Source organism: Pedobacter sp. UYP1, assembly GCF_040547305.1.
Taxonomy (GTDB): domain Bacteria; phylum Bacteroidota; class Bacteroidia; order Sphingobacteriales; family Sphingobacteriaceae; genus Pedobacter.
This window is the reverse complement of the sequence record NZ_JBEPPL010000001.1, coordinates 594,536-615,446: the sequence shown is the minus strand read 5'-3', so window position 1 is coordinate 615,446 and position 20,911 is coordinate 594,536. Positions and strand designations below refer to the sequence as shown.

Below are 20,911 nucleotides of genomic sequence, written 5' to 3'. Positions count from 1 at the left end.
GATGCAAGTAAGGCGGTTGAAGAGTTAATTACAAGCAGAACGGAGGCTGGTCATCAAAAATCTAAGTTGTAAAACTTGTAATTAGCTAACAGTCATTCATTTGATAAATAAATTGAGCTGTAAAATCTAACTTTTATCCTTCATTTGAGACGAGTTCAATGCTCATAATCTGCTGCTCAAAGTCATCGGCAGTCACCAATGCTTTTGATTTTGCGCGGAAACGATAAGTATAAACTGTATTAACAGTATATTGAAGAATAGAAGCGATCATTTCATTCTTGTTAATCCCTAATCTCATCAGCGCAAATATTCGTAACTGTGCGTTTAATGCACCTGTAGATTTCGGTCTGATGCGATCTTCTTTCCCAAACATTGCGTTTACCGCATTCACAAAATCAGGAAATAGTTTGAGGAAAATTCTGTCGAATGTAGCGAAAAATTCGTGCCGCTCTGACGGAATATCTACCTGGTCCAGAAGTCGGAGCAATTCATCAACACTGCCAGATTTCGCCTTGCGCTGCACATTAATTTTAAGTTTGTCCAGTTTCGCAATGTACCTGGACAACTCACTGAAAAAATAGCCGATATACTCTTCTTTAATCCTTCCAGCTTCCCATAACTGCTGATTTTTTCCTGCAAGTACACGATTTGTTTCCCTGATTATCTGCTCTGCTGCCCTTACTTTTTTGAGTTGTACGAAAACGATAAAACAAAGCAGAGTTACAATTATTGCAAATCCGGCAATGCAGCTAAAGTAAATCAGAAAAAGATGTCGTTCCTCTGCTGCCAGCCTGTCCCGTACTGCTGCTACCGTTGAAAGCATATGAGTCACTTGATACCGTTGCATACGTCCGCCAAATTTGTTCGCTTGCTGCAAAGCCTGCCGCAGAAAAAAGTAAGCTTCATCAATTTGCCCTTGTTCATATAAGGCCTTACCCAGATTAAGTAATGCCAATGCCCTGTAGGTAGAAGTTTGAAGATCATTGATAGCTGCTGTAGCTAACAACCTGATTTTTTCCGGCCCCCTTCGATATTTGCTCAACCCGGTTACAACCATAGCTTCTTCGTGCGAGCTAAGTTTGCGTTTAAAGAGGTTAAGAAAATAAGAAGAGGGATGGCGCCCGTGTTTTGGTTGCTGCTGTGCTTCTAAAATAGCATGTTCAAAAGTTCCGGGCTCGCATAAGGATATAGCGGAATCCAGGTAGAGGTACTTTTTGCGCAGATCATCAGGCGCATAAATCTTATCATCATTGTATTTTGCAAGATCAGAATAGGCCCATGAATATAAAATGTAATAGGATTTTTTAACTGAGCTATCCAACAGGCGTGGATTGGTTTTCCGCAAGCAGTCAAACGTTTCCTTGAACATTCCCGCGGTGATTAATGTCTTCCCCAATCGCAGCCGATTCTCAGCCAGCTTTTTCTTATCGTGCATAGCAATACTTAGCTGCATCAGCTTCCTTGCATAGAAGTAAGTAGAATCAAACTGGTAATCCCGAAATATCTCGTACAATGCTACTGCCGCTTTATATTCCTGCACACGATCCAGCTTCTTCGATAATTGATATGCCTTTCGGAGTTTTGCTATTTTATATTCAGCTTTCTTATCATAGCGGTCCTTTCCTGCAATTTCTGTTTTTAATACAGTCAACAAACTATCTGCCGGAGTTACAGAAAATACTTTAAAAGGAAAAATAAAGAGGAAAAGGATCAATGAAATACACTGGCTCATAAAAAATGGTTAGATCGCAAATCTAAACGATAATTTTTTATACTGCCGTTATGTTTAATTTGTAACAGTTAGCGCGCTGATCAGTTTTAAGAATTCAGGGCTTCTTTAAGTTCACCTCTTTAGCTTAGAAATTACAGGAATGGGCAATAGGGTGGACTACGCTCCGTAAAATTTTTATATAAAGTGGCCCCCAAATTTTTTGTCCAACTTTAGGGGCCCACTTCAAAATGATAGTGCCTTTTTTATAAATTAATAATCAGCTTAGAATGTAAATCTTAAAGCCAGACCAAACCTTCCGGCCTCACTACCAAGAAATGGATTATCACCAACATATATACTTGGTCTCCAGTCAAACGCCAATGCCAAAGGCGCACCTCTGAATTTGTAGTCTAAACCAACAACAGGAACTAAATAAAATGCAGTGTAGTTTTCATTAGAAAAGAATCTTTTTCTATCATAAATCTGCACTTTTGGTCCACCACCAATGTACCAATCAAGTCCGCGGGCACCTTTGATCGGGGCATTGTATTGCAGGAAAGCCTGAAGTACAGTTGTGTTTCCGCCAAATAAAACTTCCGCCTGCAAAGCTGTATTCCTGTTAAAATGTGTCCTCAATGACGGGCCTACCAAAGTTGTACCATCACCAAAGTCCAATCCCAGACCTAAACCTGTCTTGTAATTTTGTGCTTTAACATTCATTGTGGCTACCGTTAATGCCAGACATCCTAAAATTGTAAATAATTTTTTCATAATCCTTATTGTACTATATTTTTAATTCTTTGACTGCCTTACAACTTTAGTGCCGTGATGTTTTTCATTCATTGAGTTCTGGATCAAGTTTTATAGATTGAAAACCTTGTTTATAAATCAACTGATGAAAGTTGCAAAAGATAAGCTTGCATTCTATTTATAACCAAAATGTTAGGAGTACAAGGCTGTAAAATAGACTTTTTCTGATGACATAAAATTGAACGGAATAATTTCAAATTATCAGGTAACAATATTTCTGTGCCACTTAATCTTTTTAAACCAAGTCTGGATATGAATGAAAATCAATACAGGTTCACGACCGGATTCAAATCTCCCATCAAAATCAAATCTTTTCAAAAATAATTTGTAATACTATATATTTTAGCATTAATTTTGTGAATCTATTTTTATTACTAATATAATGAGTAAATGATAAGTGGGAGTAATATGAATACGAAACAAGAATTGATTAATAAACTGCAAAAGGATATTCTTTTGTGGCAAGGCTTTAAGCCGCAGGTACCTGGGGCTGCAGAGACTATTGGTTTGGGAGAGATTGAATTAGCCTTTCCAAATGGGGTTTTTCCTAAAAAGGCGATTCATGAATTCATTAGTGTGCTACCGGAACAATCGGCTGCCACTGATGGCTTTATTGGTGCATTGCTATCCATTTTGATGAAAGACGGAGCGGCTTGCGTTTGGATCAGTACCGCCCGAAAGTTATTTCCAGTTTCTCTGCGGCTGTTCAATGTAGACCCCGAACGCATCATTTTTATTGATGTAACCAGAGAAAAAGATGCGCTATGGGTCGCAGAAGAAGCTATAAAATGCGACGGACTTGCAGCTGTTGTTGTGGAATTGAGTGAGCTGAGCTTAATTGAATCCAGAAGGCTGCAGTTAGCCGTGGAAGAAACTGGCGTAACAGGCTTTGTTTTGCGTAAAGATGCTACAAAGCAAGCCAGTAATGTTGCCACAGCACGTTGGAAGATCACGCCAGTACCCAGTGAAACTGAAGAAGAGATGCCGGGTGTTGGCTTCCCCAGGTGGAATATAGAGTTGACTAAAGTTAGAAACGGTAATCCAGGAAATTGGATTTTAGAATGGGCCGGTGACCGGTTTGTTGAAGTACAGGTTCAACAAAAAACATTATGGCACGATAAAGAAGAAAGACAAATTGGTTAAAAATGCAAAAACGTTACGTTTATATATGGTTCCGCCACTTACTGGCCGACTGGCAGCTTATACGCCGCCCGGAACTTAAAGACGTACCATTTGTTTTTGCCTCTCCAGATCATGGCCGAAACATGATTAGCGCGGTCAGCCCTTTAGCATTAACACATGGAGTTGAAGTGGGTATGCGTGCAGCAGACGCTAAAGCGATTTGTCAAGATCTGGAATTATTGGATGATAAATCCGGGAGAGCTGCCAAGCTTTTAAAAGGAATCGGAGAATGGTGCGTACGGTATTCGCCAATAGTAATGATAGACGACTTTTCAGTGGAAGGATTAATCATGGATGTAAGTGGCTGCACACATCTTTGGGGTGGAGAGCGTGAATACCTGAAGGAAATTGTAGCGCGGTTAAAAAGCAAAGGCTATCATGTCCGGCTTGCCATGGCAGACACTATTGGTACTGCCTGGGCAATAGCGCGTTTCGGTGCAATTACCCCACTTATCACTTCAGGCGAGCACAAAGACGCTTTACTTTCTTTACCACCAGAAGCGCTGCGGTTACCAGAAATCATTTTGACCAGGTTAAGTAAACTTGGGTTTTACCAGATCAAAACCTTTATTGGTATGCCTCGCTCGGTATTGCGAAGGCGTTTCGGAGAGGAATTTCTGCAAAGAATGGGGCAGGCTTTGGGCACGGTCGATGAAGTCATTATACCTCTCCAGGTTCCCGTACCTTTTCAGGAACGTCTGCATTCCATGGAGCCAATAAAAACGCGTACCGGAATTGAAATTGCAATTACCCGATTGTTAGAGAATTTATGCCTGAGCATGCAAAATCAGGGAAAAGGTTTGCGAACTGGAGTCTTAACCTGTTACCGGATTGACGGTAAAGTTATCCAGATAGCTATAGGCACCAGTGGTGCTACCGATAATGTAGTTCATTTGTTTAAGCTTTTTCAGATTAAAATTGAACAGATAAGGCCTGCTTTGGGTATTGAATTATTTGTGATGGAAGCTTCCAAAGTAGATGAAGTTACACCCGGGCAGGAAGTACTTTGGACAGGGAAGGCAGGGTTGAAAAACCAGAGTGTTATCCGTTTGCTAGACCGGGTGGCTAATAAAATGGGTGCTGGAGTGATTAGCCGCTATGTTCCAGCTACGCATTATTGGCCAGAGCGGTCTGCAAAAAAATCTTTATTGATTACTGAATTGCCCGGCAGTGAGTGGCGCATAGACAAACCCCGACCAACAGAGTTACTGAAACAACCACATCCAGTAGAGGTAATGGCAATCATACCCGATCATCCGCCAAAATTTTTCATTTATAAAGGGATGAAACATCTGGTTGTTAAAGCAGATGGACCAGAACGTATTGAACGGGAATGGTGGTTAGATGAGGGAGAGCACCGTGATTATTATCAGGTGGAAGACGAACATGGACAGCGGTATTGGCTGTTTCGTTCCGGTCATTACGGTGATCACCAGGTTTATAAATGGTTTTTACATGGCTTTTTTGCCTAAGGATAAAGAAAGATGGAATACAGCGAATTACAAGTTACCTCTAATTTTAGTTTCCTCAGAGGAGCATCGCATCCTCATGAAATGGTAAACCAGGCGGCAGCTTTTGGCTATCAAAAAATTGCAATCACAGACCGCAACACACTGGCAGGTATTGTTCGTGCGCATGTAGCCGCGAAGGATAAAGAAATCAAAATCATTCCTGCCTGCCGGCTAGATTTACTTGATGGGCCGGGTTTACTGGCTTATCCAACAGATAGGGAAGGATACGGCAGACTTTCCGCTTTATTGACCAAAGGCAATCTCCGGGCAGAAAAGGGACAATGCCATTTGCATAAAGCAGATGTTTATGAACATGCCAAAGGCATTCTTTTTACGGTAGTTATGCCAAATCAACTGAACCGTCACTTTAACTTTGAAGATTCTTTTATTCAGCATGTCAATGAATATAAAGAAGCTTTGGACAGGCAGCTATACCTTTCCGCTACACGCAGCTATTTAGGCAACGACGATAAACTGATCTTTCGCATTGAACAACTCTCAAAGCGATATAATATCCCTGCTATAGCCACAAACAATGTGCACTACCATGAACCTTCACGCAGAGAATTGCAAGATATTCTTACCTGTGTCAGAGAAAAATGTACTATCCATGATGCCGGGTTCCGCTTAAATCAAAATGCAGAACGCTTTATGAAGCCAGTGGCAGAAATGCATAGGTTGTTCCGTAAATACCCTGATACGGTTCGCAATACCATGGTCATAGCTGAAGCATGCACATTTTCTCTCGATGAGTTGAAATATATTTATCCTGAAGAGATCAACCAAAGCGGTCGCAGCCCAATGGAAGAGTTGGAGCACCTAACCTGGAAAGGTGCTCATGAATTTTATGGCGAAGTAATCCCCGAGAAAGTCGTGAATATGGTAAACCACGAAATGGAATTTGTCAAACAGATGGACTACGCTAACTATTTTCTCTTTGTGGAGGATATTGTGAGGGAAGCGCGTAGTCGGAACATACTTTGCCAGGGACGTGGTTCGGCAGCGAATTCTGCCATTTGTTTTTGTTTAGGAATCACTTCTGTTAACCCAATGAAGTTTGATTTACTGTTTGAGCGCTTTATTTCTCCTGCCAGAAATGAACCACCAGATATTGACGTTGATTTTGAACATGAACGCCGGGAAGAAATCATGCAGTACGTATATAACAAATACGGGCGGGATCGTGCTGCGATTGTTGCTACAGTTACTCAACTTCACCAAAAAGGAGCGCTCCGTGACGTAGGCAAGGCCATGGGCTTATCTGTAGATACAATCAATAGGCTATCAAATTCAGTATGGAAATTTACTGATGAATGGTTTGAGGGTAAAAGACTTACTGAGCAAGGCTTGAACCCAAACGATCCGCATCTCAGGAAAACGCTCGAATTGACTTCGCAAATGATGGGTTTCCCAAGGCAGCTTGGGCAGCATACCGGCGGTTTTGTGGTCACCAATGGAAAGTTGACCGATCTCTGTCCAATCTTAAATGCCCGGATGGATGCCCGTACAAATATCGAATGGAATAAGGATGATATTGATGCACTGGGATTTTTGAAAGTAGATGTTCTCGCATTAGGGATGTTAACTTGTATACGTAAGGCTTTTGATGAATGTAAGCAGCATTATGGATTGAACTTAACTCTGGCCAATGTTCCACAGGATGACCCCGGAGTTTACGATATGATCTGTCTTGCAGATACGCTGGGAGTTTTTCAGATTGAAAGCCGGGCACAAATGTCCATGCTTCCGCGGTTAAAACCAAGAGGATTTTATGACCTGGTAATTGAAGTGGCCATTGTTAGACCGGGGCCTATTCAGGGCGACATGGTGCATCCATATCTGCGCAGGCGTAATAAGGAGGAAGCAGTTGAATATCCAATGCCCGAATTGGAAGAGATTTTAGGACGCACATTAGGTGTTCCACTGTTCCAGGAGCAGGCCATGAAAATTGCTATCGTTGCTGCGGGATTTACACCTGCTGAAGCTGATGGCCTGAGGCGAAGTATGGCCACTTTTAAATCTATAGGGCTGGTTAATCAATATGAAAAACAGCTTATTGATGGCATGACAAAAAAAGGATACACAGAGGAATTTGCTAAAAGGATTTTTAAACAACTTGAAGGTTTCGGTAGCTATGGTTTTCCCGAAAGCCATGCCGCAAGCTTTGCGCTATTGGTTTATGTTTCCTGTTGGCTGAAACATTATTATCCTGATGCTTTTGCAATTGCATTACTCAATAGTATGCCAATGGGGTTTTATCAACCCGCACAAATTGTAATCGATGCACAAAAGCATGGCGTAGAAGTTCGCCCACCAGATATTAATCGCTCTACCTGGGACAACCTGCTGGAAGAAAAATCCGGTAAATATTATGCAATTCGGCTGGGCTTTCGTCAAATCAAAGGAGTAGGGCAGGAAGAGATGGATATTTTAGTAGATCGCCGTAGTGTTGGTTACAAAACTGTAACTGCTTTGCGAGATGCCGGGATAGCAATAAATACTTTAGAAAGACTGGCTGATGCTGACGCGTTCCGGTCTATGGGACTTGACCGGAGAAAAGCACTTTGGGAGGTAGCAGCTTTACAAGATATGCCTGTTGAAATATTCAAAGGACAGCCCTCTGAAAGTGTTTTGGAAACGCAGGTAGAATTACCCCTGATGACGCAAGGCGAGCATGTAGTTGAGGATTATGCTAGTGTTGGCCTGTCGCTAAAGGCACATCCTGTTAGCTTCGTCCGTCCGCAGCTGGAAATGTTACGTAGTATTACTACACATGCAGCTACTCATAATGCTCAAAATGGGCAACTTATAAAAGTTGCAGGACTAGTGCTTGTCCGGCAGCGTCCAGGAACTGCTAAAGGAGTTTGCTTTATTACGATAGAAGATGAGACTGGTTTCACGAATCTTGTTGTGTTTCAGCAGCTTTTTGATCAGTACCGAAAGGAAATTTTGAATTCCAAATTGCTTATGGTAGAAGGGAAGTTGCAACGGGAAGGCTTAGTCGTACATGTTATCGTTACTAAATGTTTTGATTTAACGAAGTTGCTGGGCAAGTTGGTACAAAGAGAGAATGATGACTTGCCGTTATTGACTTTAGCCCGCGCAGATGAAAAGAGCGCTCCTTATCCCACACAAAATAAGAAGATACAAACTCGTGAAGACGGTTCAAAAGAGGTGTTTTATGGGGGGAGGAATTTTAAATAGCATTAAAATACCAAAAAGTTACAAGCTGTAATACTATTTAAAAGAAGCGAAAAATTATAAGTACCAGATGCCATGTCTTTTAGTTCCTGAATATTGAATAATAGAATTATAAACAACTTTAATAAAAAGGTGTTATAGCCTGAAAAATATAATTGAAAACAGCTCAGTCTGTTTCAACCAAAATTTTCATAAAGTTCTATGCTAGCTACGGCATGCAGGTGTAAATATAATGCTAAATTTTATTGATCATGAGTCTGGAAAAATATAAAGAAAAAAGAGATTTCACCAAGACTGCTGAACCTAAATCAGGAAAACCTAAGCAGAGTGATAAGCTACAGTTCGTAATTCAAAAACACGACGCTTCCCGTTTACATTATGATTTTCGTTTGGAAATCGATGGCGTGCTCAAAAGCTGGGCCGTACCTAAGGGGCCTTCAACCGACCCAAAGGCTAAGCGCCTGGCAATGATGGTAGAAGACCATCCATTTGACTATAAGGATTTTGAGGGTATCATACCTAAGGGTGAGTATGGCGGAGGAACAGTCATCGTCTGGGATGAGGGCAGTTATGAACCTATTGAGAAGATCAAAGGTAAAAAGGCGCAAGAAAAACACTTACTGGAGCAGCTAAACTCAGGATCACTGAAGATTATTCTGCACGGAGAAAAGCTAAAAGGGGAATTTGCATTGGTAAAGACTCACGGTATGGGAGAGAATGCCTGGCTTTTAATCAAACATAAAGATGATTACGCTAATACCAGTGATATTACCAAAAAAGATAAATCGGTACTTTCTGAAAAGACCATCAAACAGATGGAGAAAACCAGTGATCAGGTTTGGCAGCACGGACAATCCGAAAAATTAGATCAGAAAAAAAATAATAAAGCAGCAGCGAGTAAAGTTGCAGCAGCTAATTTCGAACCCGATGTCACAGTTGATCCGCCAAAAAAAGAACCCAAAGAAATTAGCGCGCTCATTAAAAAAGGGAAAAAATCAAAGATTCCAATTGGGATGAAACCTATGCTCGCTACCTTGGTAGATGAGCCCTTTGATGATCCTGAATGGATTTATGAGGTTAAATGGGATGGTTACCGTGCTTTAGGCTTTTCTCTGAAAAATGGAGATGTTCAACTGCTTTCACGTAACAATAAACCTTTCAATGAGAAGTTTTACCCCATTTGCGAAGTGTTACAGAGCTGGAAGCTGGATATTGTTGTTGATGGCGAGATCCTGGTGCTGAACAACAAAGGCGTTTCTAACTTTGGTAAATTGCAAAACTGGCGTAGCGAGGCAGATGGAGAACTGGTTTATTATGTTTTTGATCTGATTTGGTATAACGGTATCGACCTTACTGAACTTCCGCTGTCTTCAAGGCAGGAGATTTTAGCCTCGGTACTTCCCCAAAACGATGACCGTATTAGATTGAGTAAAGTTTTCAAGGCGAAAGGCACAGAGTTTTTCCATGCAGCTGAGAAAATGGGACTTGAAGGGATCATGGCTAAAAGATCCGATAGTCCCTATTTAAAGGATGACCGTTCACGTGACTGGCTGAAAATCAAAGTGCACAAACGTCAGGAGGTAGTGATTGCTGGTTTTACTAAAAATCAAGGCACAGCTAAAGCTTTTAGTTCACTGCTATTAGGCGTATACGAAAATGGCCACTTGCAGTACGTGGGTAAAGTAGGAACAGGTTTCAATACTAAAGATCAGCAAGAGATGATGGCGCAGTTTCGTCCGCTGATTATTGAGAAAAGTCCGTTTTCTGAAATTCCAGATGTCAATAAGCCTTCCAGATTCCGGCCCAATCCACCTAAAGCTAAGGCTACCTGGCTAAAGCCTGAACTGGTCTGTGAGGTTGCATTTTCGGAAGTAACGACCGACGGTGTTTTTCGCCAACCATCTTTCAAAGGAATGCGTGTTGATAAAAAAGCAAAAGAGGTAATCCGGGAAACTGAAGTAGAAACCAAAGCTGTTGTAGAGTTGGATACACCTGATGCAGCCGAAACTAAGCCCGTTCATAAAGACCAGCATGCCGGAGCCATCAGGCCGCCAAAATCTACTGGACGTAAAACTTTATTGAACCCAAAAGATGAAACCCAGGTGCGCAAGATAAATGGACACGAGCTGAAATTTACACATTTAAGTAAAATATACTGGCCTGATGATAAGGTGAGTAAGAGGGATATGTTCAACTATTATTATCAGGTAGCAGATTATATCCTTCCATATCTAAAAGATAGGCCAATGTCGCTAAACCGTTTTCCAGGTGGGATACGTAGCAAAGGTTTTTATCAAAAGGATGTGAAAGGAAAAGCACCAGATTGGGCTGATACTTTTCCCTATACCACCAGTGATGGGGAGCATAAAGAATATTTGCTGGGTAATGATGAGGCGGCTTTACTTTGGATGGCCTCACTAGGCTGTATTGAAATGAATCCATGGTTTTCAAGAAGTATTTCTCCAGATAATCCTGACTACTGCGTGATTGATTTAGACCCTGATAAAAATACTTTTGACCAGGTCATTCATGTGGCGCAAATGGTCAAACAGGTACTTGATCAAATAGAAGTGCCCTGTTACCCCAAAACTTCTGGTTCAACAGGGATACACATTTATATTCCGCTAGGTGCAAAATATACCTATGATCAATCGCAGCTGTTTGCGAAGCTGATTGTAAAATTAATCCATCAGCAGGTACCTGAGTTTACCAGTTTAGAAAGAATGATAGCTAACCGTGATGGTAAAATGTACCTGGATTTTTTACAGAACCGGCCCGGTGCTACCATAGCAGGACCTTACTCCCTGAGACCTAAGCCCGGAGCCACAGTTTCTATGCCATTAGACTGGGATGAAGTAAAAGCCGGAATGCAGATGAAAGATTTTACAATTTTCAATGCAGTGGACAGACTTAAAGAAACGGGAGACCTTTTTAAAGGTGTTTTGGGTAAGGGAATAGATCTGGCTAAGGCTGTAGAAAAAGCAAAGTCGGTGTTTGATGACTAATCTCTACTATTACCTTTTGAATTTTCCTGAAGGATTTGATCGGTTTTCTCTTTCAAATTTTTCAGGTTTTCAAGAACTTCCTTACTTTTTGCTTTTAATTGAGCTGATCGTTTAAGAATATATGCCGTCTTAGCGATTGTTGTTTTTTGATCAGCATTGTTGTTTTGACTTTCCATATCGGGGTAATTTAAATAGCCCTCACCTTTCCTGCTTTCTGTATTGAAAACCGGAGTTTTATAAAGTGTTAAGTCATTAAAGTAATAAAATTAAGAAACGATTTTTAATCGTCTGCAAACATCGGATTATGTGAGGATCTGCCTTACTATGAAATAGATTGATCTTTAAATTTTTCAATTACCTTTATTTTATGAAAATAGCTTTAGCATCCCCTCCATTTCCGAAAAATATAAATGATGGTTTACAGACACTTGAGAAGATGGTGATAGAGGCTGTTGATATGAATGCTGAAATTATCTGTTTCCCAGAATCTTATCTTCCAGGATACCCGGGGATGGGCTATCCCAAAGCAGACCAGACTAGCGAAAGCCTGACTACAGCGTTAAACGAAGTGTGCAGAATTGCAGCTGAGAACTCAATTGCCATAATTGTTCCTATGGATTGGTATATCAATAAACAACTTGTCAACCTGGCTTATGTTATTTCCGAAAAAGGTGAAATATTAGGTTATCAAACCAAAAACCAATTAGATCCTTCAGAGGATACTATTTGGGTACCGGGTTCGGAGAGATCTATATTTGAGATTAAAGATGTCAAATTTGGTATAACTATATGCCACGAAGGATTTCGCTATCCTGAATCAGTTAGGTGGGCGGCACAACACGGTGCCCAGCTCGTTTTTCATCCTCACTTTTCTGGAAGTAATACGAATGGAATAAAGCTAACGGAATGGGGCAGTAAAAGCAACCCATACTATGAAAAAGCAATGATGATGAGAGCTTTGGAAAACACGATTTATTTTGCCAGCGTTAATTATTCATCCCTTTACCCTGAATCAGCAAGTTCGTTAATCGACCCTTCCGGAAATTGTGTACTCCATGAAGTTTATGGGAGGGCTGGCATAATTGTTGGAGAAATTGATCCTGATCAAGCCACTGGCCTGTTGGCCAAAAGATTTAAAAACTCCTTATACAGTTAATAATGGGGTAAGTTTCTTTAACTGAAACATGCAGCTGCTTCATACTTTGATCTTATTTATTTCTCTTAGTTGTAACGCCTTTTGTCTCTTCTGCTTTTTCGCAGCAATATCACCTTATTCGGTATAGTCTTTGCTAAGAACCGCTTGGAAGGCATTTACGTAGGTTTACAAAATTAGTGCAAGTGCGGGCTGGTTATTATTAATTTAATAAGTTTTGCCTTTATTTCCACGCTCAGTAAACCTTAATGGAGGTTTATACATTATTACTATGAAAGGGAATTAAGATATGTCAGATAGCAAATTAAAAATGGGGAATACAGTAAACCGTTTTTTGCACATGAAGATTGATAGAGAGGACGAACTGCAGCAAATCGTCGAGCTGGCAGCCAATATATGTAACGTACCGATAGCGATGATTACATTTATAGATAATCAGACGCAACACATCAAATTCAAATTCGGCATTGATCATAGCGAAATTTCTTTGAATGATACGTTTTGTAAGCATACTGTTAAGCAAAAAGAATTGTTAATTATTCCTGATACACTGGTGGATGATCGGGTGAAGAATAACCCAGCTGTAGTTCACCAGCCCCACCTCCGCTTTTACGCAGGGTCGCCGTTAACTACTCACGATGACTATAATATAGGTACATTATGCGTTTACGATATACAGCCTAAAGCGCTGACAATCATTGAGAAAAAGATGTTGAAACGGCTTGCTCGGCAGGTTACCCGCTTGCTGGAGTTTGATGCCAGCCTCCAGCTATTGAAAGAACAATATGAGTTTTCACGTGTAGAAGAAATTAAACTCCGCTCTTTCTTTGAAAGTTCAGGTTGCTGCCATTTGCTGCTGGACACTAACCTGCGTGTGCTTTCTTTTAACAATACCATGGTCAATTTACTCAAGAACAACTATCAGCTAACAATTGCAGAAGAGATGGAGGTTAATGATTTTATTGAACCTGGGTTTGTTGACGAGTTCATCAAGAATTGTAAACGCGCATTAATGGGAGAAAATGTCAATATTGAAACCCTGATGGAATCGCCAAAAGGAAGTAACCTGTGGCATCTTATTTTCGAGCCTGCTTTTGATTCAATAGGGACTATTATAGGTATTACTTATAGTGCAACTGATATTACACAAATGGTAAGGGATGAAAAAATGGTTGTAGAACAAGGAGAATCTCTCCGCCAGATCAATCGTATTCTCTCAGCCGACTTACATCATCCTCTTGAAGTTATCAAAGATGCAGTGGCTACTATGAAACAGCAAGGTTACCCTGATGGTGCCATAGAGTTTAAATTACTGGAAAAGTCATGTGATGAACTTTTGAATAAAGGCAGTCTGATCATTTTATCAGAGGAAGGAAACTTTGGGAATGTGCCTTCATCAGTAAACTCTTCCACATCTTAAATTATAATTAGCTAAATTACATTCTTAGATGCCATATAATGAGTTAAAACGATTGGAGGCGGTAAATCGATTTCTAAAGGTTCAGGTTGATAAACAAGAAGAATTTAAAGAGATCGCTCAGTTAGCAGCAGATATTTGCGACGTACCAAACGCGCTAATCACGCTAATAGGTCAGGATACAGAGTATATTTTATTTAATGATAAGTTTATACCCAGCTCTGGCAGGGATCAATCTTTTTGTCATTTCGTAGTAGAAAGTGCAACCATAATGATTGTTCCAGATGCTCAACTGGACCCTAATCTTAAAAATTATGATGCAGTAAGGAGGGAGGCTGGTATCCGCTTTTATGCAGGCGCACCGCTAACTACTAACGACGGACAAACACTGGGAAGTTTATGTGTTTTTGATCAAAAGCCAGGACAACTTACCGAAATCCAAAAAAAGATGCTGCAAAATCTAGCCAAACAGGTCATCCAGTTGCTGGATTTTGAAAGCAATCTTCACTTTCTAAAAGAACAATATTTGAATGCCAAAAAGCTTGAATTGAAAATGAGTTCATTTTTTGAAAGCACCACGAGCAATCACTTATTGCTGGATAGGGATTTGAACATAATTTGCTGTAATAAAGCAGTTAAACTATTGGTCAAGAAAGCTTATGATGTTGAAATACACCCAGGCATGAATATTATGCAGTTCATTGATGCTAATTATATGGCTGACTTTATTAATAATTGCGGCATTACGTTATCAGGAGAAAGTATCAGACTGGAACTTTTACACCATTATGGAGTATCCTCCAGTTGGTTTATAGATAGTTATGATCCAGCTAGAAACAACAATGGTGAAATTATCGGCATATCTTATAATTCCATTGACATTTCCAAAAGAATAGCCTCCCAGCAGACCGCTTTAGCTCAGCACCGTAAACTCGACCATATTGCATTTATACAGTCTCACGAATTTCGCAGACCGGTAGCAACGATCAAGGGCATGCTTAATCTGATGGAAATGGATGGATATGATGAGAATTATCCATTGTTAAAAGTGATCAGAAATAGCGTAAATGAGATAGACGATAGTATAGTTGAAATCGTAAATTTTACAGTTAAAAATGGTGAAAACTAAGCGATGTTATTTTCGAATTCTGATCAGAGGCTAATAACTATCTCAGACGGGCAGTCTATGTTGCTGTTCTTTCATTTTATTCTACCTCGGCTTTAAAAATAGCATGGACAATAAAGCCGATAGCAATTAAACTTCCCAGCACTGAAGGGAGAAACTGGCTATAAGGTTGGTATTGTGGGAGTACTGTTCCTGTAAAAGCGGAAAGAAGCCCACTAAAAGCACTAACCATTTTTAGGATATGCTCATATAGCCAGAGTTTACCATATACTTCTTTTGGAACCAGATATCTGCCGAAGTCATAACCAATTGCCATCAAAAGATAGCTAACTGTACTGTAAATAATGACAGGTGACCAGATCATGCCGATTGCACTGAAGTACCAGATAAAGAAGGTAACCGAGGCCAGGGCCAGGAGTGCCATAAAGATATCCAGAACCTTAGGTATGTTTGACCTGCAACGGACTGCACGGAAGCCTGAGAAGCCCATATAGCCGCTTAATACAGTAATGACCAAAAGGAAACTGTTAAGTTTGAATACAAGTACACCAAGCAGGCCAGTAAAAATAACAATGCCCAGAAGTATGAGGAAGATCTTTCCGGATATTCTGTGAACACTACCTTGTTTCTTTTTAATTAGGACAAATATCCCGGTCAACAGAGCTAGTGAACCAGCTGTGACATGAATGATGATGTTGATTTTATGAAGGGGTTCCATTTGTTTTTTCTTCAAAGGAACCGCTCTGCCCGGTCAGTTCCGCCCCAGCTTATAAGTTGGGACTTATCAATTCTTATTGTTCTGTTTTTGGTATTCAAGTGGTACTATACCAGTTTGTGTTTTGAAGATCCTGTTGAAGGCTGATTTAGAACGGAAACCGCATTCGTAAGCTATTCCAAGGATAGAGAGATGAGAGAGGCCGGGATCTAAAAGCTTTGTTTTTACTTCCTCAACCCTGTAGGTATTGACAAAAACAAAAAAGTTATTTGCTGATTTCTGGTTGATAGCCTGTGAAAGTTGGTTTGGGTTTACACCAATCTGTTGCGCCAGTATGGAGAGACTAAGGTCATCCCTGAGATATGGTTTTTCCTTTTCCATATGCCCAAGTAACCTCTGGTATAACTGTGCAGCAGAAATTTCATCAAGGCCAGTTTTTTTGTACGGGGTAGGCTCTGCTGGTTTTTCATCGGGTATTTCTTTTTTTGTTGTGCTTGTTGTACTTTCCTGCCACATACCCATATAGCCGATAATAAATACATAAATAGAGAGAGCCGCTCCAACATAAATAAAAAGGTTTTCAGTGTTGACAATCTGCTGTTGCCTACCGAACCGGATTAACAGAAATAATAGAATAAACAGTACAAGTATGGAAATGACCAACCATTTAAGCCAGTTTAAGCTGATCCTTTCGGTATAGGAATAATGATCGGGAAGATTTTTCCGGTAAGCCCGGAGGACTGTTAAGCCCATGAGTGCGTATATTCCTGGTATAACTGCCATTGGCAGGGTGAAAATATAAACGGCGGTTGCGGGGACAGCGGGTGAGAAGTGAGGATAGCCGTACCTGATCGATATTCCATTAGGATAAATAAAACTTGATGCAATAGTGACGGTAAGATAGAACACCCAGGGAGCTAGATAAACTATGTGTTTTTTAAGATCTGGCACTTTACCAAAAGAAATGCTGCTGATATATTGAAAGAGGGCCGGAGCGGTCAATAATGGGATTGAAAAAGCTATGATCCCTGAAAAACCATTCGTAACAGTACTTGCTGAAAGGTTGTCTAAATAAAAGAATAGTTGGATACTTACCAGGATCAACCAGGCGATAAGCCATTTGTTAGCTGGTTGGTTAGCTCTTTTTTTACGCAATAACAGGACTAGAAAGAGCCCTTGGACAGCGCCGGTAAATATGATATATTTTAGGATCATGAGGTCAGCGTAAAAATTAGCGGTACAAAATGATACTATTCCTCACTTAATTTTTTGAAATTCTGAAAAGTTTCAATGACTTGTTCAGGTTTCTCATTTTCAAAGATCTGTGATTGGTAAACCCTGTCAAATGTTTCGGCAATTCCAGACGCAATTGTATGAGGAAGGTTTTCATTTTTAAGCATTTCGATCAGACCTTTCATCTCATCGATTCTTCTGAAAAGATGCTGCGGGTAAGTCGGTGTGATTTTTATAAGATCCTTATAAGTACCAGGAAGGAATTCCTGAAGGCTGTCATTCAATTCGTCCAGAATACCAAAGTGCGCAGCCGCAGTCATGGTTTCAAAAAATAAAGCATTCATCCCTTTATTAACCATGGAGAACAGCAATTTATAGGCTGAGGAGGCTTCAGTTTTCTCGCCTGCATCTTTTATTTTAAAAACGTGTCTAAACAGACTTATAAAATCATTTCTGTGACTGCCACTTACAATCAAAACAGCCTTATCCGGTATATCTTTTGAAGGCCCCATTACTGCTCCATTCACAAACGGAATATCCATTGGCAGCAATAATTTTTCAATGTACAAAGCTAAAGAAGCCGTATTAGAGTTTAAGTCGACATACAGTGGACGATTTGAGGAATTCTGTAGACATAACATGATATTTTCTGCAAGTTTCAAACTGCCTTTCGGACTTGTAAGAGAAAATATGATATCTGCATGTTCCACGGTATTCTGCAGGGAGCCGGTATCTTCAATTCCTGCATCCTGAATATTTATAAGTGTCTTTTCAGACCTTCCATCTCCAGCGGTAATTACTCTGAAATTATTTTTGATTAAAGCTTTTGCAATCTGAGTTCCCATATCTCCCGGGGAAAGAAGTGCAATTACTGGCTGAGACTGCATATATGATGATTTATTTGCGTGAATATGTTACTGGCATAAATTTACTTCTTTTTTAATTTTTAAAAATAATTGATTGCCAAAAAAGCAATTTAGCAATGATTATGGTTTCCCCCAGTTTAGGCGAGTCTGGTTTTATAATTACGGACAGGTAGGCGCTTGCGTACTTTTTACATAAATGATCTAAGTTGCCTGGCAATCTCACCTGGTCTTTCTATAGCTATTGGATGATCTCCACCGATAACTGACAACGGCATTCCTGGAATTTCAGCAGAATTTGGACTTTGCACCAAAACCTTTCCACCGTTATCTTTAATCATTTTTGCACCACTCACTCCGTCATTGCCTCCGCCTGAAAGTATAATGCCAATTGCCTTTTCCTTAAAATCATTGGCAAGAGATTCAAAAAGGGTATTCACACATGAATTGAAAATCCTCTCATCTCTTTTTTGCACTTTCAGATACCCGTCTCTAACAGTTACTGTAGTGTTTTCAATGACGACGTAGATTTTTCCAATTTCTAATTTTATATCTTTTTCTACTCTAATCACTGGAAGTGGTGTATGCCTGGAAAGAATCTGATTCAATTTACTTGGGCGATCACGCATTAAATGGGTCGCTACAATAAATGCTGATTTAATATTTAAAGGTAGGTTGTCGAAAAATTCAATTAATGCAGGAATACCACCAGCAGAAGCACCTATCCCTATGGTGAAAAATGTCTTTGTCATAAATTATCAATTTGAGATGATAACTTCAACAAATTAGCTACTCAGTTGTTTATATTATAAAATAACAAGGTTAAAGCCAAAAGCTTGACTCACCAATTTCCTGGATGTTGGACAATAATAATATGTTTATAAAGACTTCATCCCTCAAATAAAATTATAATAACCCACTACCAAGTTATGGTTAAACCTAATGCTGACATCCGCTTATCTACACTCATTCATAAGTACGATTTGCATACAGTCCTTATCTCTAAAGTAATAAATGGAATTGAAACACTTGATCTTAGTCTTTTAGGAAATGGTGCTAATAAAATCCCATTGTTAGTCGGTGGTCAGGTTAAATTGAGATTTGAAGTTGCAAATTTACTAGGGGTAGATGAGGTTCAAAATGCGGATACACTTTTCCGGTTTAATAAAGGCATTCAATTTAATATGGGATATCTATCTCTAGAGTCTTTCAACTTAGAATGGAAAAAAATTAGCTCTATTTTAAGGACTGAAATTCTTGAATTAGACAATGAAAATCTATTCACCTACTCGGAAGACGATCCCGAAATGAAAGGCACTTTTTTTGATCTGTTATCAGGTATTATTGAGAGAGAGGCGAGTATTATTTCAATATTAACTAGATTATTAATTTAGATACATTATGCTTTTAATAAAACGTTGTAAAAAGCGTACAAATCGAGACCGGAGAAGCATAATGTTGTTCCATCACGTTTCGGATATCTGTCCGTATAGGCTCGTGCAACTGGAGGATCTGTAAAAACATATTTCGGTTACATTCTGCTACATCATATAGTAATTCCATAACTTTTAAGCGAAGCTGGCCAGGATGAACCACAGAATGATCAAAAAAATATGGTTTAAGAGAATGGGCAAATGCAACCAGAAATTCATTCATTCGATAAACGCCTGTTTTGATTTCGCCTTCAGGTTTTGAAACCTTAATATCTGAAGTTGACAGAAATGACTTTAGAAGGTCATCTTTGATGCTGAACATTAAGCTGTCGTAGATATTATCATTATCTGCATTCCGAATTTGTGATATTTTACAGCAGTTGCTTTCTTTAGCAAAATCATATCGTTCTTACTTAGCTTATATTCTTGTTTTCCATAAGTGAGAACAACAGATCCTTACAGGACAATAAGGAGTAAATGCTGTTCGCGATACATTGTTCCTTTAACTTCCGTACTATGTATGCACTGCTCGATACAGAACAACCATCTAACATCAGGGAGTTTTGCGGAGCATCACAACCAATCAATGAAGTTGGAACTTTAATAATTTTTTTCATTTAATTGTTTTTTGATGTAATATGGCGTTATACAATCGATGGTACCTGATTAGTGGTGTTTCCTGAATTATGATATTTAATCTTAACTGGAATTTATCATATCGATAATTGGCAATCCGCCTTCAAAACCTTTAAGTTGCAATAATGAAATATAATTAATCTTGATTCTATTGCATCTTATCATACAAAGGTATAACTCATTTATGCATGTTTATGTTCTTTTAAGGTCAAATATTTTTACTAAATAGTCCATGTTTTAAACCGTTATCCCACATTTAAATGCGTAGTCCGGACTAAATTTTAGATAATCTCCTGGCTAGGACATTGAGCGAGGCTAGACTTTTTTATTATTTCTTTAAACATGTTATCGCATAAAACATTTTGCCACTTAAAGTTGTATATATATTACAAATTTGAATTATGAGAGCTCTTTTAACTGTGTTGATTTTATGCGTTGTGTTTATCGGTTGTAAAAAGGATAAAAAGCCTGTCGAGCAAATATCAGCCGTTTCAGGGAAACTCTACGGTGTCCCTTTTAACGCAAAAGTGATTATAGAAAAATATAACAGCTTTTTTAGGATGCCCAAATATACGCAAGACCAACTTTTTTCTATATACATTTCTCCAGATGCCGATAAATCATGCGAAAGTTCAGTGCAATCTTTTTTGATTCGTTTAAGCGTCCCTAAAAAAGTAGGTCGGTTCTCGCAAGATGATGTTTACGTGCTTATTACAGATCCCCGGGACGTAACTGGTCAATCGGGATCCTTATTTAATTCAGAAAATACGATAATTGAAGTGACGTCGATTACATCAGATAAGATCATAGGTAAAGTAGATATAAAAGGCTTAGATGCTGACACTGAATTCAAAGGTAGCTTTGAGGCAGCGATTTGCAAGTAATTACAAATATCCCGGTATCAATATAACTGCT

Annotated in this window: 17 protein-coding genes; 9 read left to right on the top strand and 8 right to left on the bottom strand. The window is 39.4% G+C overall.

The genetic code is table 11. The features are described from left to right. Positions 1 to 133: 133 nt before the first annotated feature. Positions 134 to 1,732: a SusR-related protein gene (locus tag ABIB30_RS02685; RefSeq protein ID WP_354299209.1), complete on the bottom strand. Its 1,599-nt coding sequence runs from the start codon at positions 1,730 to 1,732 to the stop codon at positions 134 to 136. Between the two features lie 261 nt (positions 1,733 to 1,993). Further along, positions 1,994 to 2,482 (bottom strand): hypothetical protein, encoded by a 489-nt coding sequence (locus ABIB30_RS02680; protein ID WP_354299208.1) that lies wholly within the window; start codon positions 2,480 to 2,482, stop codon positions 1,994 to 1,996. A gap of 447 nt (positions 2,483 to 2,929) precedes the next feature. Between ABIB30_RS02680 and ABIB30_RS02675 the strand changes: the two genes are divergently transcribed. From ABIB30_RS02675 to ligD, 4 genes are all read left to right on the top strand, one after another. Further along, the gene (locus tag ABIB30_RS02675; RefSeq protein WP_354299207.1) at positions 2,930 to 3,664 is read left to right on the top strand and encodes an ImuA family protein; all 735 of its coding nucleotides are present in this window, start codon (positions 2,930 to 2,932) and stop codon (positions 3,662 to 3,664) included. Positions 3,665 to 3,666: 2 nt separating this feature from the next. Continuing rightward, a complete protein-coding gene (locus tag ABIB30_RS02670; RefSeq protein ID WP_354299206.1) occupies positions 3,667 to 5,175 on the top strand; it encodes a Y-family DNA polymerase in 1,509 nt (502 codons plus the stop codon). A 12-nt stretch (positions 5,176 to 5,187) separates the two neighbouring features. Further along, entirely contained in the window at positions 5,188 to 8,418 is a 3,231-nt protein-coding gene (locus tag ABIB30_RS02665; protein WP_354299205.1) for an error-prone DNA polymerase, read from the top strand. 248 nt (positions 8,419 to 8,666) lie between these two features. Continuing rightward, entirely contained in the window at positions 8,667 to 11,420 is a 2,754-nt protein-coding gene (gene ligD / locus ABIB30_RS02660; RefSeq protein ID WP_354299204.1) for a DNA ligase D, read from the top strand. Here ligD and ABIB30_RS02655 read toward each other — a convergent pair. Beyond that, the gene (locus ABIB30_RS02655) at positions 11,417 to 11,596 is read right to left on the bottom strand and encodes a hypothetical protein (RefSeq protein WP_354299203.1); all 180 of its coding nucleotides are present in this window, start codon (positions 11,594 to 11,596) and stop codon (positions 11,417 to 11,419) included. The two genes, ligD and ABIB30_RS02655, sit on opposite strands and share 4 nt — an antisense overlap. Positions 11,597 to 11,787: 191 nt before the next feature. Between ABIB30_RS02655 and ABIB30_RS02650 the strand changes: the two genes are divergently transcribed. The 3 genes from ABIB30_RS02650 to ABIB30_RS02640 all read left to right on the top strand — a co-directional run bounded on the left by ABIB30_RS02650 (position 11,788) and on the right by ABIB30_RS02640 (position 15,119). After that, entirely contained in the window at positions 11,788 to 12,576 is a 789-nt protein-coding gene (locus tag ABIB30_RS02650) for a carbon-nitrogen hydrolase family protein (protein WP_354299202.1), read from the top strand. 337 nt (positions 12,577 to 12,913) lie between these two features. Then, positions 12,914 to 13,993, top strand: a complete 1,080-nt coding sequence (locus ABIB30_RS02645) for a GAF domain-containing protein (protein WP_354299201.1) — start codon at positions 12,914 to 12,916, stop codon at positions 13,991 to 13,993. 28 nt (positions 13,994 to 14,021) lie between these two features. Further along, complete coding sequence (locus ABIB30_RS02640; RefSeq protein ID WP_354299200.1) at positions 14,022 to 15,119, top strand: GAF domain-containing protein; 1,098 nt, start codon at positions 14,022 to 14,024, stop codon at positions 15,117 to 15,119. 76 nt (positions 15,120 to 15,195) lie between these two features. On the opposite strand, the gene ABIB30_RS02635 is transcribed toward ABIB30_RS02640, so the two are convergent. The 4 genes from ABIB30_RS02635 to ABIB30_RS02620 all read right to left on the bottom strand — a co-directional run bounded on the left by ABIB30_RS02635 (position 15,196) and on the right by ABIB30_RS02620 (position 18,679). Next, entirely contained in the window at positions 15,196 to 15,834 is a 639-nt protein-coding gene (locus ABIB30_RS02635; protein ID WP_354299199.1) for a DUF2306 domain-containing protein, read from the bottom strand. 66 nt (positions 15,835 to 15,900) lie between these two features. Beyond that, the gene (locus ABIB30_RS02630) at positions 15,901 to 17,046 is read right to left on the bottom strand and encodes a helix-turn-helix domain-containing protein (protein WP_354299198.1); all 1,146 of its coding nucleotides are present in this window, start codon (positions 17,044 to 17,046) and stop codon (positions 15,901 to 15,903) included. Between the two features lie 35 nt (positions 17,047 to 17,081). Then, on the bottom strand, positions 17,082 to 17,951 hold the full coding sequence (locus ABIB30_RS02625; RefSeq protein ID WP_354299197.1) for a DUF1932 domain-containing protein: 870 nt from the start codon (positions 17,949 to 17,951) through the stop codon (positions 17,082 to 17,084). A 167-nt stretch (positions 17,952 to 18,118) separates the two neighbouring features. Further along, a complete protein-coding gene (locus tag ABIB30_RS02620) occupies positions 18,119 to 18,679 on the bottom strand; it encodes a chemotaxis protein CheB (protein WP_354299196.1) in 561 nt (186 codons plus the stop codon). Between the two features lie 177 nt (positions 18,680 to 18,856). Between ABIB30_RS02620 and ABIB30_RS02615 the strand changes: the two genes are divergently transcribed. Then, positions 18,857 to 19,321, top strand: coding sequence for a hypothetical protein (locus tag ABIB30_RS02615; protein ID WP_354299195.1), 465 nt, complete (start codon positions 18,857 to 18,859; stop codon positions 19,319 to 19,321). A 13-nt stretch (positions 19,322 to 19,334) separates the two neighbouring features. On the opposite strand, the gene ABIB30_RS02610 is transcribed toward ABIB30_RS02615, so the two are convergent. Next, complete coding sequence (locus ABIB30_RS02610) at positions 19,335 to 19,697, bottom strand: hypothetical protein (RefSeq protein ID WP_502931081.1); 363 nt, start codon at positions 19,695 to 19,697, stop codon at positions 19,335 to 19,337. Positions 19,698 to 20,397: 700 nt separating this feature from the next. On the opposite strand from ABIB30_RS02610, the gene ABIB30_RS02605 reads away from it, so the two are divergent. Next, positions 20,398 to 20,880, top strand: coding sequence for a hypothetical protein (locus tag ABIB30_RS02605; protein ID WP_354299193.1), 483 nt, complete (start codon positions 20,398 to 20,400; stop codon positions 20,878 to 20,880). Positions 20,881 to 20,911 lie beyond the last annotated feature (31 nt).

Coding starts and splice junctions, on each gene's coding strand:
- ABIB30_RS02630 (WP_354299198.1), bottom strand. CDS start 17,046: ATGATCCTAAAATATATCATATTTACCGGCGCTGTCCAAGGGCTCTTT.
- ABIB30_RS02640 (WP_354299200.1), top strand. CDS start 14,022: ATGCCATATAATGAGTTAAAACGATTGGAGGCGGTAAATCGATTTCTA.
- ABIB30_RS02670 (WP_354299206.1), top strand. CDS start 3,667: ATGCAAAAACGTTACGTTTATATATGGTTCCGCCACTTACTGGCCGAC.
- ABIB30_RS02685 (WP_354299209.1), bottom strand. CDS start 1,732: ATGAGCCAGTGTATTTCATTGATCCTTTTCCTCTTTATTTTTCCTTTT.
- ABIB30_RS02645 (WP_354299201.1), top strand. CDS start 12,914: ATGAAGATTGATAGAGAGGACGAACTGCAGCAAATCGTCGAGCTGGCA.
- ABIB30_RS02665 (WP_354299205.1), top strand. CDS start 5,188: ATGGAATACAGCGAATTACAAGTTACCTCTAATTTTAGTTTCCTCAGA.
- ABIB30_RS02605 (WP_354299193.1), top strand. CDS start 20,398: ATGAGAGCTCTTTTAACTGTGTTGATTTTATGCGTTGTGTTTATCGGT.
- ABIB30_RS02635 (WP_354299199.1), bottom strand. CDS start 15,834: ATGGAACCCCTTCATAAAATCAACATCATCATTCATGTCACAGCTGGT.
- ABIB30_RS02620 (WP_354299196.1), bottom strand. CDS start 18,679: ATGACAAAGACATTTTTCACCATAGGGATAGGTGCTTCTGCTGGTGGT.
- ABIB30_RS02625 (WP_354299197.1), bottom strand. CDS start 17,951: ATGCAGTCTCAGCCAGTAATTGCACTTCTTTCCCCGGGAGATATGGGA.
- ABIB30_RS02615 (WP_354299195.1), top strand. CDS start 18,857: ATGGTTAAACCTAATGCTGACATCCGCTTATCTACACTCATTCATAAG.
- ABIB30_RS02675 (WP_354299207.1), top strand. CDS start 2,930: ATGAATACGAAACAAGAATTGATTAATAAACTGCAAAAGGATATTCTT.
- ligD (WP_354299204.1), top strand. CDS start 8,667: ATGAGTCTGGAAAAATATAAAGAAAAAAGAGATTTCACCAAGACTGCT.
- ABIB30_RS02680 (WP_354299208.1), bottom strand. CDS start 2,482: ATGAAAAAATTATTTACAATTTTAGGATGTCTGGCATTAACGGTAGCC.
- ABIB30_RS02655 (WP_354299203.1), bottom strand. CDS start 11,596: ATGGAAAGTCAAAACAACAATGCTGATCAAAAAACAACAATCGCTAAG.
- ABIB30_RS02650 (WP_354299202.1), top strand. CDS start 11,788: ATGAAAATAGCTTTAGCATCCCCTCCATTTCCGAAAAATATAAATGAT.